Raw genomic sequence first — 15,137 nt, 5'->3', positions numbered from 1 at the left:
AGAGCAGGTTCCCGCATGAGTATTTTTGAAGGCTTTCTCTCCACGTCGGAAACGCTCGGCGCCTTCAGCGACCGCGCCTTCGTCGACGCCATGCTTCGCTTCGAGGCCGCGCTGGCACGTGCCCAGGCCGCCGAGGGGCTGATCCCCGAGAGCGCCGCGAATTCGATCTTCGGCAGCTGCAAGGTCGAGCTGTTCGACGTCGCGAAGATCGTGCGCGAGAGCGGACGTGCAGGCAGCGTGGCCATTCCCCTGGTGAAGGCGCTGCGCGACGCGGTGGGCATGTTCAATGCAGACGCCGCGCCTTTCGTGCACTTCGGCAGCACCAGCCAGGACGTGATCGACAGCGCCATGTCGCTGGTCACGCGCGAGGCGGTGGCGCTGGTGGAAACCGACCTGGCCAAGGCGGCCGACGCGCTGCTGCGCCTGGCCGTGACGCATGCCGAAACGCCGATGCTCGCGCGCACGCTGATGCAGCCGGCCTCGGTCACCAGCTTCGGCTTCAAGTGCGCGGGCTGGGCCGCGCCGCTGGTGCGCAGCCGCATCCGGCTGCGCGAGGCCGCGAAGCACGCGCTGCAGTTGCAGCTGGGCGGCGCCGTGGGCACGCTCGCGCAGATGAAGGGCCACGGCCCGGCCGTGAGACAGCGCATGGCCAAGGAACTGGGCCTGGCCGACCCCGGCGCCACCTGGCACACGCAGCGCGACGAATGGGTCGCGCTGGGCTGCGAGCTCGGCCTGATGACGGGCAGCCTCGGCAAGATCGCGGTCGACATCGCGCTGCTCGGCCAGTACGAAGTGGCCGAGGTGGCCGAGCCCAGCGAGCCCGGCCGCGGCGGTTCGTCGGCCATGCCGCACAAGCGCAACCCGGTGGCCTCGATGGTGGCCATCGCCGCCGCGCACCGCGCGCCGCAGCGCGTGGCCGCGCTGCTCGGCGCCATGCCGCAACAACACGAACGCGCGCTCGGCGCCTGGCAGGCCGAACTGGCCGAATGGCCGCAGCTGCTGATGTCCGCGCACGGCAGCGTGCGCGCCATGGCCGGTGCGTTGCCCGGGCTGCAGGTCGACGCCGCGCGCATGCGCGCCAACATCGACCGGCTGCGCGCCGAACTCCCACGCGACGCGGCCGACGAATGGTTCGACCCCGCGCTCGCCCACCATGCCGGACAGACCGCGCTCGCCGAAGTGAAGGCGCTGCAGGCCCGGCTCATCGAACACAAGGAACTTTCGCAATGACCGCCCCCGATACCCCGAGCAGCGACTACGAAGACGGCCTGCTCAACCGCCGCCGCGTGCTGGGCGACGCCTGGGTCGACAAGTCGCTCGCCAACCGCAACGAGTTCAACGCCGAGTTCCAGGAACTCATCACGCGCCATGCGTGGAACGACATCTGGGGCCGCCCCGCGCTGGGCGACAAGACGCGCCGCTACATGGTGCTGTCGATGATGCTGGGCATCCATGCGTACGAAGAGTTCGCGATGCACGTGCGCGCCGCGCTCGACGGCCCGCCCGAGTCGCGCCTCACGCCGGAAGACATCAAGGAAGTGATCATGATGGCCGCCATCTACTGCGGCGTGCCGGTGGCCAACCATGCCTTCGGCATTGCGACGAACATCCTGCGCGAGAAGGGCCTGCTGGCCGCCGCCCCGTCACCGCAACCCGCCACCAGGTGAGCGCGCCGGTCGCCCGCAAGGGCCGGTTCGACGTCAGCTTCACCTTGCTGCTGCCGCTGCTGCTCGCGGCGCAGCCGGTGGCCACCGACAGCTACCTGCCCGCGCTCCCGGCCATTGCCAGCGAGCTCGGCTCGGCCAGCACCAGCCTCACGCTGTTCGTGCTGGCCTTCGGCTTTGCGCAGCTGCTGTGCGGCCCGCTGGCCGACCGCTTCGGCCGGCGGCCGGTGCTGCTGGCGGGGCTCGCCTGCTATGTGCTGGCCGCATTGGGCGGCGCCTTCGCGGGCAGCGTGGCGCTGCTCGCGGGCTGGCGCACGCTGCAGGGCTTTTCGATGGCGGCCATCCTGGTGTGCTCGCGCGCGGCGGTGCGCGACCTGTACCCGGCGCACGAAGGCCCGCACGTGATGGCGCGCGGCCTCACGGGACTGGGCGTGGTCGGCCTGGCCGCGCCGCTGCTGGGCGCCTGGCTGGTGCAAGGGGCGGGCTGGCGCTGGGTGATGGTGGCGATGGCGCTCTACGCCTCGGTGCTGCTCGCGCTGTGCTGGCGCTCTTTCGGTGAAACGCGCCGGCCATTCGCGCCCGGCGGCGGCAGCGGCGGCGAATTGTCCGCGCCGCGCGGCAGCACGCGCGCCGTGTTCGCGAGCCGGTCGTTCCGCGCCTGGGCCTCGCTGGCCGCGACCACCTACGGCGGGCTGTTCTGCTTTCTGCTGCTCTCGCCCATGGTCTACATCGGCTACCTGGGCTGGTCGCCCGCGCAGTACGGGTGGATTCCGGCCGGGGGCTCGCTGGTCTACATCTTCAGCACCATCCTGTGCCGCACGCTGCTGCGCCGCTACGGGCCGGTGCGCACGGTGCGGCTGGGCGCGTCGCTGAGCCTGGCCGGCCCGGTCGTCCAGGCGCTGGGCTGCCTGCTGCTGCCGCTGAGCGCGGTGCCGCTGCTGGTGGGCCACGCGGTGTACTGCCTGGGCCACGGCATCCACCAGCCGTGCGGGCAGGCGGGCGCCGTGGGCGACCTGCCGCACCTGGCGGGGCGGGCGGTGTCGTGGTCGGGCTTCGGCATGATGATGGTCGCGTTCTGCGTGGGCCAGGTGGCCGCGCTGTTCGTCGACCCCGGCTACTCCCACGGCGCCTGGCCGATGGTCGTGCCCATGCTGCTGGCCGGCTGCGTGCTGATGGCCATTGCATTCTTCTGGCTGCCGCGCCTGCAGCACTTTCAACCCCCTGCACACCCTGCAGACCCGACAAAGGACACCACACCATGACCCGTTTGAACGTCGTTCGCGAGGGCGACGGCCCCATCGTCGTGCTCAGCCATGCGCTCGGCTGCAACCTGCACATGTGGGACGCCGTGGCCGCGCTGCTGTCGCGCGCCCACACTGTCGTGCGCTACGACCACCGCAACCACGGCGCATCGGACGTGGTGCCCGGCGCGTTGCGCATCGAGACGCTGGCGCAGGACGCGGCCGAGCTCATCGCGCGCGAGGCGGGCGGTGAGCCGGTGCATTTCGTCGGCCTGTCGATGGGCGGCATGACCGCGCAGGCGCTGGCCGTGCGGCACCCCGAGTTGCTGCAGACCGTGGTCATCGCCAATTCGTCGGCCCACTACCCCGACCAGGCGCCCTGGCGCGCGCGCGCCGAAACAGTCGCCGCCAAGGGCGTGGCCGCCATTGCGCCGGGCGCCGTGTCGCGCTGGCTCACGCCGGCCTTCGCGGGCACGCCCGAAGGCGCGGTGGCCGCCCGGGCGCTGCACGACACGCTGGTTCGCACCGACGCACAGGGCTACATCGAAAGCTGCAACGCGGTGGCCGCCATCGACTTTCGCGAAAGCAACCGCCGCATCGCGGTGCCCACGCTGGTCATCGGCGGCCTGCAGGACGAGGCCACGCCGCTGGCCATGTCCGAGGCCATGGCCGCGGCCATTCCGGGTGCGCGCCTGGCCACCATCGACGCGGCGCACGTGAGCGCGGTCGAGCGCCCGGTGGAGTTCACGCAGCTGCTGATCGATTTCTGGCGCAGTCTCTGAAGAGGACGGTCGCGCTCATTCCGCGCGAATGCCGTTGCGCAGGATGCCGATGGCGTCGACCTCGATCTCGACCACGTCGCCCGGCTTCATCCACACCGGCGGGGTGCGTTTGGCACCCACGCCGCCCGGCGTGCCGGTGACGATCACGTCGCCCGGGGCCAGCGGCATGAACGCCGAGATATGCGCAATCTGGCGCGGAATGCTGTGAATCAGCTTGTCGGTGGTCGTGCGCTGCATTTCCTGGCCGTTCAACCGCGTGACCAGCGTCATGACCTGGCCCTGCGCAATTTCGTCGCTCGTCACCAGCCAGGGCCCGAAGCCGCCGGTACGCCAGAAGTTCTTGCCGGCCGTCCATTGCGGCGTGGCGGTCTGCCAGTCGCGGATGGAGCCGTCGTTGTAGCAGGCGTACCCGGCAATGTGGTCCCAGGCGTGCGCTTCGTCGATGCGTCGCCCGCCTTGCCCGATGACGATCGCGATCTCGCCTTCGTAGTCGAGTTTGCTCGACTCGGGCGGCATGACGATGTCTTGCCCATGCGCAACCTGCGATTCGGCGACGCGAAGGAACAGTGTCGGCTTCTCGGTGATCTCGCGCCCCGTTTCACGCACATGGTCGCCGTAGTTCAGCCCCACGCACACGATCTTTCCAGGGTTGGGAATCACCGGCAGCAGCGTCACTTCACTCATCGGCAGCGTGGCCTTGGCGCCGGCCACGGCCTGCGCCGCTTCCCGGAGCAGGCCGGCGGCGATGAGGGCCTTGAGGTCTGCGGCGCGTGCGCCGAAGACGTCGCGCAGGTCGACGATGCGGTCGCCGAGCACGGCGCCGTAGCTGTCCTGGCGGTTGTGTTGGTAGCTGATGAGTTTCATGGTCTGCCTTCGCAGGCGGTTGGGTTGAAGAAACGGTTTACCGGGCCAGTCGACCTCCGATGCGCGCGGCGCCTTCGGTGATCAGCTGGACCATCTTGTCCAGGTCGACGATGGACAGCCGGGACGTGTCGAAGACCAGCGAGATCGCGGCCCATGCACCCCCGTCGGCCTTGGGAATCGGCGCGGCCACGGCCGCCAGTTGCGGCTCCAGCTCGCCGATCGACACGTAGTGGCCCGCCTTGCGGATGGCCGCGTAGTGCTTGCGGAACTCGCTCCATTCCGCTGGCAGGCCGCTGCGCACGGCCTCTTGCTGGCGTGCATCGAACACCTTGCGCAGCTGCGGCGGAGTGAAGCTGGCCAGCAGCACCTTCGGCGCGCCGCCCAGGAACAGCGGGCGTGGCCGGCCGCGCCCGTAGGACAGCGTGGGCGGCGTGCTGCCCATCTCGCGGTGCGTGTCCAGCACCTGCATGCCGAACACACCCGAGGCGACGCAGTCGAAGCCCGTGGCCGCGACCAGCTCGCGCATCACCGGAATGCCTTCGCGCAGCACGGGGTCGGCCTTGCGGATGTAGTGGTCCAGCAAGATGATGCGCGGCCCCAGCGCGTAGTGCGAATCTTCCACGCGCTGCAGCAGCCCGGCCTCCAGCAGCAGCCGCACATAGCGGTAGCCCGTGGGCAGCGACACCTCGAGCTGCACGGCGATGTCGTCCGCGGTGCGCGTGAGGTGCCTGTCGTCGAACAGGTCCAGCACGGCCAGCATGCGGCCCAGGCTGGACATGGATTTTTCCGGCACGCCGATTCCTTCCGAATGGTTTGAACTTCATGGCGCGGCGGGAAGGTATTGCGAGATGCGATCCAGATCGAGCCCCGTGCGCGCGACGCCGACGATGTATCGGTCGGGCCGCAGTATCACCGCTTGGGCCTCGTTGCTCGCGAGCCAGGCGCTCAACGACGCGTCGGGACGGTCGATGACGACGGCGCCGGCACGGCGCCACCGCTCGGCCGTGGCGGGTGCCGCGCAGGCCAGCGCCCGCGCATGGCCGATGACCGCGCTGCGCGGGCCGAGTGCTTCGTCGAGCAGGCGCCCGTCGTCCAGCCGGGGCTGCGGAAAGGGCCGCCCGGCGGGCGTGCCGGGCGTGGCGTCGAACGCGCCCGCGCCCAGCATCTGCGGCGGCAGCTCGAAGATCTCGGGGCGGCCGGTGCGAAACCTGGCGTCGCGCTCGGCGGCCAGCGCGGGGTCGGTGGTCTGGATGATGTTGCCCAGGCGCACGGCCAGTTCGATGAGGGCGCGCACGTGCGGGGCGCGCTCCGACTCGTAGGTGTCGAGCAATGAAGACGCCGCCTTGCGCCGGAGCACGGCCTCGAGCTTCCACGCGAGGTTGGCCGCATCGCGGATGCCCGCGCACATGCCCTGGCCGAGGAAGGGCGGGGTCTGGTGGCAGGCATCGCCGGCCAGCAACAGGCGCGCGCTGCGCCAGCCTTGTGCGATCACCGAATGAAAGGTGTAGATCGCGGCGCGCTCCAGCCGCGCCTGGTCGGGCCGCAGCCACGGCGCGACCATGCGCCACAGCGCCTCGGGCCGCAGCATCGCTTCGCGGTCGTCGCCGGGCAGGACCATGATTTCCCAGCGCCGGCGGTTGCCCACGACGTTGCAATACGTCATGGGTCGCGCCGGGTCGCAGTGCTGGACCGTGTGCCGCGGCAATGCCACGTCTTGCGCGAGCACCACGTCGAACACCAGCCACGGCTGCTTCAGGCCGAGGTCGGTCATCGGGCTGCCGATGCGCGCTCGCACCGGCGAGCGCGCGCCGTCGCAGCCCACGACGTAGCGGGCACGCACGCGCGATGCGTGGCCGCCTTCGAGGTCGCGCACCTGCAGCACGGCGCTGTCGGCGTCCTGGTCGACGCTCAGGACTTCGTGGCGCAGCCGCACATCGACATTGGCGAAGCGCGCGAGCCCTTCGCGCAACACCGCTTCGAGCTGCGGCTGGTGAAAGTAGTAGTTGTTGGCGCCGCCGTGCGGCCCCAGCGCCATGGTGCCGCCGCGAATCAGCATGGTCTCGCCCGCGCCGTTGACGAAGTGCATGCCCTCTTCGCCGGGCCGCGCGATGGCCAGCGCCGCGTCGCGCAGCCCCGCGCCCTGAAGAATGCGCAGCACCTCGCCGTCGAAATGAATGGCGCGCGGCAGCGCGAAGATGCCGCCTTCTTTTTCGAGCACCACCACCGACAGCCCCGCCGCGCCCAGCAGGTTGGCCAGCATTGCGCCGGTCGGGCCCAGGCCGACGATGGCCACGTCGTGCATCTCGTGCACGGGGGCCTCAGTCACGCTGGTCTTCCTGCATGCGGCGCGCCACGTCGGCCTGCCATTGCGCGCGGCTCATGAACCTGGGCAAGCGCTTGGCGATGGCCTCGGCCTGCGCAAGGATCGCCTCGTCGGGCTGCGACAGGTCCACGGGTTCGCGCAGCGGCTGGTCGCAGTACCAGGGCGTGTCCATGAACAGCTCGAGGCGGTTGCCCTCGGGGTCGCGGCAGTACACCGAGACGGCGTTGCCGTGCGTGACCGGGTGCATGTCGCTCGCGCCCCCGGCCAGCAAGCGGTCGTGGTACTGGCGCAGCGTGGCGATGTCGGGCACGCGGAACGAGATCTGGTTCACCACGTTGAAGCCCATGTCCGCGGGCCGCCCCGTGGCCAGCACGAGCTGGTGGTGCTCGCGCGGGTCGCGGCTCAGGAACACGAGCTGCACCGTGCCCAGGTCGCCGGCATCGGTCTGCGTGAAGCGAAGCGCCTTCTTGTAGAAGCCGGCCATCAGGGGCAGGTCGCTCACATACAGGCCGATATGGCTGAACTGCAGGTTGGAAGGGGTCGGGTCGGGCATCGGTTTTGTCTCCACGCGAAAAAGGGCGAGCTGGTTCTGGCTCGGCTTGAGCAAATAATATCAATATTCTCATATATTGACAATAAAGCATGTGTTTGTATGATTTAAGAAGATTTTGAAGACACGAAATCACATCAGGAGACAATCCATGAGATTCAGAAATTTGACTGTTGGCCGCTGCTGCGTTGCAGTGGCGCTGGCGTTGTGCGCCTCTGCGGGTGTGAGTGCTTGGGCGCAGTCCGACTACCCGACCAAGGCGGTGCGCATCATTGCCCCCTTCCCGGCGGGCAGCGGGCCCGATGCGAATGCGCGCGAAATCGCGGCCGAACTCACCCGCATCCTGGGCCAGACCTTTTATGTGGAGAACCGTCCGGGCGCGTCGAACATCATCGGCACCGAGGTCGCGGCCAAGGCACCGGCCGACGGTTACTCGCTCTACATCGGCACGACCAGCTCGCTGTCGGTGGTGCCGCATCTCTATTCGAAGCTGCCCTTCAACGCCGAGCGCGACTTCGCGCCCGTGAGCCTGCTGGGCGTGCTCAACACCGGTCTGGTCGCCACACCGGGCCTCCCCGTGAAGGACGAACACGCACTGGTCGCCGCGCTCAAGGCCAATCCAGGCAGCATGAATGTGGCCACCGCCGGCATCGGCAGCTATTCGCATCTGTCGGCCGTATGGTTCAACGCTGCCGCGGGCGTCAGTACCAACCTGGTGCCTTACAACAGCAGCAGTCCCTACACCGATCTCATCGCGGGCCAGGTGCAGTTGATGTTCGACGGCCTGCCGGCGGCGGCCAGCAACATCCGCGCGGGCAAGCTCAAGCTGCTGGCCATCACCGGCAAGGAGCGCCACCCCAGCTTTCCCGACGTGCCCACCTTTGCCGAGTCGGGCCTGCCCGACTACGCGCCCATCGCGTGGCAGGGCATCCTCGCGCCGGCCGGCACGCCCAAGGCCATCATCGACAAGCTCAACGCCGCGATGCAGAAGGCCTGCACCTCGCCCGACCTCATCAAGAAGTGGCGCGACTACGGCGGTGAACTGCGCTGCGACACGCCTGCCGAGTTCAGGGCCTTCATCGATGCCGACCGCGCGATGTGGGGCAAGGTGATTCGTGAAGCGAAAGTCAAACTCGACTGAAGAAGGCGGGGCGGGAGCGGGTGGTCGGCGCAACGCCAGCCCCCTCGGATCCTAGGTGTATCCCGTATTACGTGCGATTAACGGACGTATTTGATCGATGATCGATCAACAGGGCGCTGAATCGGTTGTGGCGCGGGCCGGGTGTTTCTAAAGTCCACCCCCATGCACCGCTCCATTGCCACCGTGTCGCTCAGCGGCACCCTTCGCCAGAAGCTCGAAGCCGTTGCGGCCGCCGGTTTCGACGGCATCGAGCTGTTCGAGGCCGACTTCATCAACTTCAAGGGCACGGCCGCCGACCTGCGCCGCATCACGGCCGACCTGGGCCTGAGCATCGACCTGTACCAGCCGTTTCGCGACTTCGAGGCCATGCCCGAGCCGCAGTTCCGCCGCAGCCTGGAGCGCGCCGAGCGAAAGTTCGACCTGATGGAGGCCATGGGTGCGCCGCTGGTGCTGTGCTGCTCCAACACCTCGCCGCTGTGCCTGAACGACCCGGCGCTGGCCGCCGCGCAGCTGCACGCGCTGGCCGAGCGCGCCGCGCGCCGCAACCTGCGCGTGGGCTTCGAGGCGCTGGCCTGGGGCCGCCACACTTCGCTGTACGGCCAGGCCTGGCACATCGTGAAGCAGGCGGACCATGCGCACCTGGGCTTGATTCTCGACAGCTTCCACACGCTGTCGCTGAAGGACGACCCGGCCGGCATCGCCGACATTCCGGGCGACAAGATCTTCTTTTTGCAGATGGCCGATGCGCCGCTGCTGGCCATGGACGTGCTGCAGTGGGCGCGCCACCACCGCTCGTTTCCGGGGCAGGGCGACTTCGACGTCGTCGGCTTCTTCGCGCAGGTGCTGCGCGCCGGCTACACCGGGCCGCTGTCGCTGGAGATCTTCAACGACATCTTTCGCGAGACGCCCAACCGCCGCACCGCCGTGGATGCGATGCGTTCGCTGCTGTACCTCGAGAGCGAGACGCGCCAGCGCATGGCGGCCGCCGAGCCCGTGCAGCCGCAGCGCGTGGAGTTGTTCAACCCGCCGTCGGCACCGGCGTTGTCGGGCCTGTCGTTCATCGAATTCGCGGCCGACGAGGCCTCCGGGCAGACGCTGGCCACGCTGGTAACCCAGCTGGGCTTTCGCCGCATCGGCCAGCACCGCTCCAAGGCCGTGACGCTGTACCGCCAGGGCGAGATCAACTTGATCGTGAATGCGCAGCCCGATTCCTTCGCGCGGCAGCGCTTCGACGCGCACGGCACCTCGGTGTGCGCGCTGGGCGTGCGCTGCGACGACCCGCTCGCGGCGGTCGGACGCGCCACCGCCATGCGTTCGCAGCGGCATGACAGCCCGGTCGGGCCGAACGAGCTGCGCGTGCCGGCCATCGTCGCGCCGGGCGGCAACCTGATTCACTTCGTGCCCGAGGCGCTGGGCGCCAACGGCCTCTACGAAGCCGACTTCGTGCTCGACGACGCGGGTGCGGAAGCGAACGACGCCGGCCTGCAGCGCATCGACCACGTGGCCCTGGGCCTGGCGCTCGACCAGCTCGACACCTGGGTGCTGTTCACCCGCGCCGTGCTCGGCCTGGAGCCCGGCGAAAGCCTGGAGCTGGCCGACCCCTTCGGGTTGATCCGCAGCCGCGGCGTGGCCAATGCCGAGCGCAGCCTGCGCCTGGTGCTGAACGTGTCGCTGAGCCAGCGCACCCGCACCGCGCACACGCTGAGCGTGACCGGCGGCGGCGCGGTGCACCACATCGCGCTGAGCTGCGCGGACATCTTCGCCACGGCCGCGAAGCTGCGTGCCAACGGCACGCGCTTCGTGCCCATTTCGGACAACTACTACGACGACCTGGCCACGCGCATCGAGCTCGCACCCGAACTGCTGGCGCGCATGCGCGAAGCGGGCGTGCTGTTCGACCGCTCGCCGGCCGGCGACTACCTGCACATCTATACCGAGAGTTTCGAGGGCGGACTGTTCTTCGAGGTCGCACAGCGCGTGGGCCGCTACGACGCGTACGGTGCCCTCAATGCACCGGCGCGCATGGCGTCGCAGGCGCAAGACTGATTCGCCGGGTTTTTCTGATCACTTACCTGTCAACACTGGAGACAACACATGGCCAACACCACAGCCCATGAGCCGCAAGGCAGGCACCAGTCGAAGAAGGCCGCGGCAAGCGGCTGGATCGGCTCGGCGCTGGAGTACTACGACTTCTTCATCTACGCCACCGCGGCGGCGCTGATCTTTCCGCAGATCTTCTTTCCCAAGGGTGACCCCAAGACCGCCATCATCGCGTCGCTCGCGACCTACGGCGTGGGCTACGTCGCGCGCCCCATCGGCGCCTTCGTGCTCGGCCATTGGGGCGACACGCACGGGCGCAAGCAGGTGCTGGTGCTGTGCATGTTCCTGATGGGTTTCTCCACCGTGGCCGTGGGCCTGCTGCCGACCTACGACCAGGTCGGCCTGCTGGCACCCGCGCTGCTGGTGCTGCTGCGCCTGGTGCAGGGCTTTGCCGTGGCCGGCGAAATCTCGGGCGCCAGCTCGATGATCCTGGAGCACGCGCCGTTCGGGCGCCGCGGCTTCTTCGCGAGCTTCACGCTGCAGGGCGTGCAGGCCGGCCAGATTCTGGCGGCGGCCGTGTTCCTGCCGCTCGCTCACTACATGCCCGAGGAAGCCTTCAATTCGTGGGGCTGGCGCATTCCGTTCCTGCTGAGCTTCCTGGTGATCGTGGCCGGCTACATCATTCGCCGCGAAGTCGACGAAACGCCGGCCTTCGCCGAAGTCGACAAGAAGGGCGAAGTCGCCAAGGCGCCGATCGTCCAGGCCTTCACCGACAGCTGGCGCGACATGCTGCGCGTGGTGTGCATGGCGCTGATGAACGTCATTCCGGTGGTGGCCACGGTGTTCGGCGCGGCCTACGCCGTGCAGGCCGCCTACGGCATCGGCTTCCAGAAAGACGTGTACCTGTGGATTCCGGTGCTGGGCAACATCCTTGCGGTGATCGTGATTCCGTTCGTGGGCAACCTGTCGGACCGCATCGGCCGCCGCCCGCCCATCATCTTCGGTGCGCTGGCCTCGGGCCTGCTGTCGTTCGCGTACCTGTACGCCATCAGCATCAAGAACGTGCCGCTGGCCGTGTGCATGTCGCTGCTCATGTGGGGCATCGTGTACCAGGGCTACAACGCCACCTTTCCGAGCTTTTATCCGGAGCTGTTCCGCACCCGCAACCGCGTGTCGGCCATGGCCATCTCGCAGAACGTGGGCACCACCATCACCGCGCTGCTGCCGGCCCTGTTCGCCGCCGTGGCGCCTCCGGGCTCGACCAATGTGTGGCTCACCGTGGGCGCCATCACCTTCGCCGTGACCATTCTTGCGGCGCTGGCCGCGATGAGCGCGCGCGAGACGTACCGCGTGCACATGAAGGACCTGGGCAACGCCAACGCCGTGCCCGTCGGCAAGCAGGAATACGACCGCCTGCGCGAGCAGACGCTGTCGGACGCCCGCATGGCCAAGGCCACCGCCCGCGCCTGAGCTGAAAACCTTGCGCGCACCAAGGCTTGGGGCCGCGTGAAGAATGACGTCATGACCTCTCACCTCAAGATCGATTTCGTCTCCGATGTGTCCTGCCCCTGGTGTGCCGTGGGCCTGAGTTCCCTCGAGGCGGCCATCCGGCGGGTGGCGCCCGACGTCACCACGGAGCTGCACTTCCAGCCCTTCGAGCTGAATCCGCAGATGCCGCCCGAAGGCCAGGACACCTTCGAGCACCTGAACGAAAAGTACGGCTCCACGCGCGAGCAGCAGGCGCAGTCGCGCGAAATGATCCGCCAGCGCGGCGCGGCCGTCGGCTTCGAGTTCAGCGCCGAAGGCCGTCCGCGTGTCTACAACACCTTCAACGCGCACCGCCTGCTGCACTGGGCCGAGCTGGAAAGCCCGGCCACGCAGGCGGCGCTGAAGAAGCTGCTGCTGAAGGCCTACTTCACCGACAGCCAAAACCCTTCGGACCCCGAGGTGCTGGTGCGCGCGGCAACCGAAGCGGGGCTCGACGCGGTGCGTGCCCGCGAGATCCTGGACAGCGACGAGTTCGCGCAGGAAACCCGCGAACGCGAGCGCATGTACACCGACGCCGGCATCCACTCGGTGCCCGCGATCATCATCAACGACCAGCACCTCATCTCCGGCGGGCAGCCCGTCGAGGTGTTCGAGCGTGCGCTGCGGCAGATTGCCGGCGCTGCACCGGCCAGCCTGTCCGTAGCCTGACCAGAGGGGCGCCACGGCGCCATCTTTGCGCAGCGTTACGAAGGTAAAGAGCGTCAACGCGGCGTGGGCTTCAGCGGTTGAGGAGGCATCCTTGAATTTGCTGTCACCCTCAGGAGCCCGAAGATGAAAAAGAAAAGCCTCATGGCCGTCTCTGCCGCCGCCCTTGCCCTCATGGCGGCGGTTTCGCTGCCCGCCCGGGCCGACGAATACGGCAAGCATCCGTTCTACCTGCATGCCTTGTCCGACCTGCGTACGGCTGCGTGGCAGGTGGAGCACCGCCGTCCCGAAGACGGCCAGGTCTCGCGCGACGAGCAGGTGGTGGTCGACGAGATCCATGCCGCCATCGGCGACCTGCAGCACGCCGCCTGGCTCGACGGCAAGCCGGTGCAATGGCGCGAGCCCACCGATGCATGGCTGCCGCGCGAAGGCCGCCTGCACGTGGCGGTCGACCTGTTGCGCAAGGTGCGCTCCGACGTGGCGCGCGAAGAAGACGACCCGCGCTCGCGGCCGTTCCAGCAACGCGGCCTGGCGCACGTCGACCTGGCGCTCAACACCGCGCAGCACGCCATCGGCGACGTGCGCCACCACGACATGCGCAGGGAGTGAGGGCGGTGCCTGCCATTGCCTCTTCGTTGTTCACGCGCCGAGCCTCGATGGCGCTGGGCGCGTGCGCGCTGGCCCTGCTCGCGGCCTGCGCGAGCGCACCGGGCGACCGGCGCGCGCTGGTGTCGGTGTCGCTGCCCTCGGCGCCGGTGAACGAAGCCACGCGCCTGCGCTGGCTCGACCGCGTGAGCTGGGGCGCCAACGCCAGCAGCGACGCGCAGCTCGCGCAGCGCGGCTTGCCGCTGTGGATGCGCGACCAGCTCAACCCGCGCCCTGCGCCGCTGCCGGCTGCCGCACAGGCGCAGATCGACGCCATGGCCATTTCCCGCACGCCGCTCGACCAGCTCGTGACCGAGCTCGACGCGCAGCGCAAGGCCGCCGATGCGCTGCCCGACGAAGACCAGAAGAAGGCCGCGCGGCAGGCCTACCAGCAGCAGCTCAACAACCTGGCGCGCGAGGCGCAGACGCGCTTCGTGCTGCGCGCGCTGTACTCGCCCAACCAGCTGCAGGAGCAGATGACCTGGTTCTGGATGAACCACTTCAACGTCAACCTTCGCAAGGACAACATCCGCGCGATGGTGGGCGACTACGAAGAGAACGCCATTCGCCCGCACGCGCTCGGCAAGTTCCGCGACCTGCTCGGCGCCACGCTGCACCACCCGGCCATGCTGCGCTACCTGGACAACGCGCAGAACGCGGCCAACCGCATCAACGAGAACTATGCGCGCGAGCTGATGGAGCTGCACACGCTGGGCGTGGGCAGCGGCTATTCGCAGGCCGACGTGCAGGAGCTGGCGCGCGTGCTCACCGGCGTCGGCGTGACCCTGCAGCCGCTCGATGCGCCGCCGCCCAACGTACGGCCCGCGCTGCGCGCCGACTATGTGCGCAAGGGCCTCTTCGAGTTCAACCCGAACCGGCACGACTACGGGCCGAAGACGCTGCTCGGGCAACCGGTCCAGAGCCACGGCCTGGCCGAGGCCGACGAGGCACTCGACCGCCTGGCGCGAGCGCCGGCCACCGCGCGTTTCGTGTCGCGCAAGCTCGCCGTGTATTTCGTGTCGGACGATCCGCCGCAGGCGCTGGTCGAGCGCATGGCCGCGGCCTTCACGGGCAGCGACGGCGACATTGCCGTCACGCTGAAGGCGCTGTTCGAGTCGCCCGAGTTCACGGCCTCGCTGGGCCGCAAGTTCCGCGATCCGGTGCACTACGTGATGGCCGGTGTGCGGCTCGCGTACGACGACCGAGTGGCGCTGAACGTGAACCCGATGCTCGGCTGGATCAACCGCATGGGCGAGCCGCTGTACGGCCACGAGACGCCCGACGGCTATCCGTTGAACGAGGCGGCCTGGGCGAGCGCGGGGCAGATGAACACGCGCTTCGAGATCGCGCGCGCCATCGGTGCGAACGGCGCGGTGCTGTTCCGTGCGGACGACAAGGCGCCGCTGGAGAAGCCCGCGTTCCCGCAACTGGCCGAGTCGCGCGCGGTGCGTGCGATGCAGGGCGGCTTGAGCGCGGACACGCGCGAGGCGCTGGCGCAGGCGAAGAATCCGCAGGAGTGGAACACCTTCCTGCTGGCGTCGCCGGAGCTCATGCGTCGCTGAGGTTGGCTTTCGGTTTTTCTCCCTCCCCCCTGGGGGAGGGCAGGGGTGGGGGCAAGCGGCGTTCGATGAAGCGCTGCGGCGAAACAAGCGCCGCCGTGCCCCATCCCAACCTTCCCCCAAAGGGGGAAGGAG

Annotated in this window: 14 protein-coding genes; 10 read left to right on the top strand and 4 right to left on the bottom strand. The window is 68.9% G+C overall.

The window, feature by feature from the left end; all coding sequences use genetic code 11:
• Positions 1 to 15: 15 nt before the first annotated feature.
• Genes pcaB through ACSFA5_RS03195 form a run of 4 tightly spaced genes read left to right on the top strand, consistent with a single transcriptional unit; the run spans position 16 to position 3,687 of the window.
• The gene (gene pcaB, locus ACSFA5_RS03210) at positions 16 to 1,230 is read left to right on the top strand and encodes a 3-carboxy-cis,cis-muconate cycloisomerase (protein WP_435442561.1); all 1,215 of its coding nucleotides are present in this window, start codon (positions 16 to 18) and stop codon (positions 1,228 to 1,230) included.
• The gene (locus tag ACSFA5_RS03205) at positions 1,227 to 1,667 is read left to right on the top strand and encodes a carboxymuconolactone decarboxylase family protein (protein WP_435442560.1); all 441 of its coding nucleotides are present in this window, start codon (positions 1,227 to 1,229) and stop codon (positions 1,665 to 1,667) included. The genes pcaB and ACSFA5_RS03205 overlap by 4 nt, the downstream gene beginning before the upstream one ends.
• Positions 1,664 to 2,926 (top strand): multidrug effflux MFS transporter, encoded by a 1,263-nt coding sequence (locus ACSFA5_RS03200; protein ID WP_435442559.1) that lies wholly within the window; start codon positions 1,664 to 1,666, stop codon positions 2,924 to 2,926. Before ACSFA5_RS03205 ends, ACSFA5_RS03200 begins: the two co-directional genes overlap by 4 nt.
• Complete coding sequence (locus ACSFA5_RS03195) at positions 2,923 to 3,687, top strand: alpha/beta fold hydrolase (RefSeq protein ID WP_435442558.1); 765 nt, start codon at positions 2,923 to 2,925, stop codon at positions 3,685 to 3,687. The genes ACSFA5_RS03200 and ACSFA5_RS03195 overlap by 4 nt, the downstream gene beginning before the upstream one ends.
• A gap of 15 nt (positions 3,688 to 3,702) precedes the next feature.
• Here ACSFA5_RS03195 and ACSFA5_RS03190 read toward each other — a convergent pair whose 3' ends face one another.
• Genes ACSFA5_RS03190 through ACSFA5_RS03175 form a run of 4 tightly spaced genes read right to left on the bottom strand, consistent with a single transcriptional unit; the run spans position 3,703 to position 7,427 of the window.
• Positions 3,703 to 4,551 carry a fumarylacetoacetate hydrolase family protein gene (locus tag ACSFA5_RS03190; protein WP_435442557.1) on the bottom strand — a complete coding sequence of 283 codons (849 nt, stop codon included), beginning with the start codon at positions 4,549 to 4,551 and terminating at the stop codon, positions 3,703 to 3,705.
• Between the two features lie 37 nt (positions 4,552 to 4,588).
• Positions 4,589 to 5,344: an IclR family transcriptional regulator gene (locus tag ACSFA5_RS03185; RefSeq protein ID WP_435442556.1), complete on the bottom strand. Its 756-nt coding sequence runs from the start codon at positions 5,342 to 5,344 to the stop codon at positions 4,589 to 4,591.
• 27 nt (positions 5,345 to 5,371) lie between these two features.
• Positions 5,372 to 6,877 (bottom strand): bifunctional 3-(3-hydroxy-phenyl)propionate/3-hydroxycinnamic acid hydroxylase MhpA, encoded by a 1,506-nt coding sequence (gene mhpA / locus ACSFA5_RS03180; protein WP_435442555.1) that lies wholly within the window; start codon positions 6,875 to 6,877, stop codon positions 5,372 to 5,374.
• Positions 6,870 to 7,427 carry a VOC family protein gene (locus ACSFA5_RS03175; protein ID WP_435442554.1) on the bottom strand — a complete coding sequence of 186 codons (558 nt, stop codon included), beginning with the start codon at positions 7,425 to 7,427 and terminating at the stop codon, positions 6,870 to 6,872. The genes mhpA and ACSFA5_RS03175 overlap by 8 nt, the downstream gene beginning before the upstream one ends.
• A 148-nt stretch (positions 7,428 to 7,575) precedes the next feature.
• Between ACSFA5_RS03175 and ACSFA5_RS03170 the strand changes: the two genes are divergently transcribed.
• From ACSFA5_RS03170 to ACSFA5_RS03145, 6 genes are all read left to right on the top strand, one after another.
• Positions 7,576 to 8,565 (top strand): Bug family tripartite tricarboxylate transporter substrate binding protein, encoded by a 990-nt coding sequence (locus ACSFA5_RS03170; RefSeq protein WP_435442553.1) that lies wholly within the window; start codon positions 7,576 to 7,578, stop codon positions 8,563 to 8,565.
• A 162-nt stretch (positions 8,566 to 8,727) separates the two neighbouring features.
• Positions 8,728 to 10,611 carry a bifunctional sugar phosphate isomerase/epimerase/4-hydroxyphenylpyruvate dioxygenase family protein gene (locus ACSFA5_RS03165; RefSeq protein ID WP_435442552.1) on the top strand — a complete coding sequence of 628 codons (1,884 nt, stop codon included), beginning with the start codon at positions 8,728 to 8,730 and terminating at the stop codon, positions 10,609 to 10,611.
• A gap of 48 nt (positions 10,612 to 10,659) precedes the next feature.
• On the top strand, positions 10,660 to 12,075 hold the full coding sequence (locus ACSFA5_RS03160; RefSeq protein WP_435442551.1) for an MFS transporter: 1,416 nt from the start codon (positions 10,660 to 10,662) through the stop codon (positions 12,073 to 12,075).
• Between the two features lie 51 nt (positions 12,076 to 12,126).
• Positions 12,127 to 12,801, top strand: coding sequence for a DsbA family oxidoreductase (locus ACSFA5_RS03155; RefSeq protein WP_435442550.1), 675 nt, complete (start codon positions 12,127 to 12,129; stop codon positions 12,799 to 12,801).
• A 123-nt stretch (positions 12,802 to 12,924) separates the two neighbouring features.
• Complete coding sequence (locus ACSFA5_RS03150) at positions 12,925 to 13,407, top strand: hypothetical protein (RefSeq protein ID WP_435442549.1); 483 nt, start codon at positions 12,925 to 12,927, stop codon at positions 13,405 to 13,407.
• Positions 13,408 to 13,454: 47 nt separating this feature from the next.
• A complete protein-coding gene (locus ACSFA5_RS03145) occupies positions 13,455 to 15,005 on the top strand; it encodes a DUF1800 domain-containing protein (RefSeq protein ID WP_435442988.1) in 1,551 nt (516 codons plus the stop codon).
• Positions 15,006 to 15,137 lie beyond the last annotated feature (132 nt).

Source organism: Variovorax monticola, from assembly GCF_051216855.1.
In the GTDB taxonomy this organism is placed as follows: Bacteria; Pseudomonadota; Gammaproteobacteria; order Burkholderiales; family Burkholderiaceae_C; genus Variovorax.
Note: the sequence above shows the minus strand (reverse complement) of the source record. Positions and strands in the feature narration are given on the sequence as shown.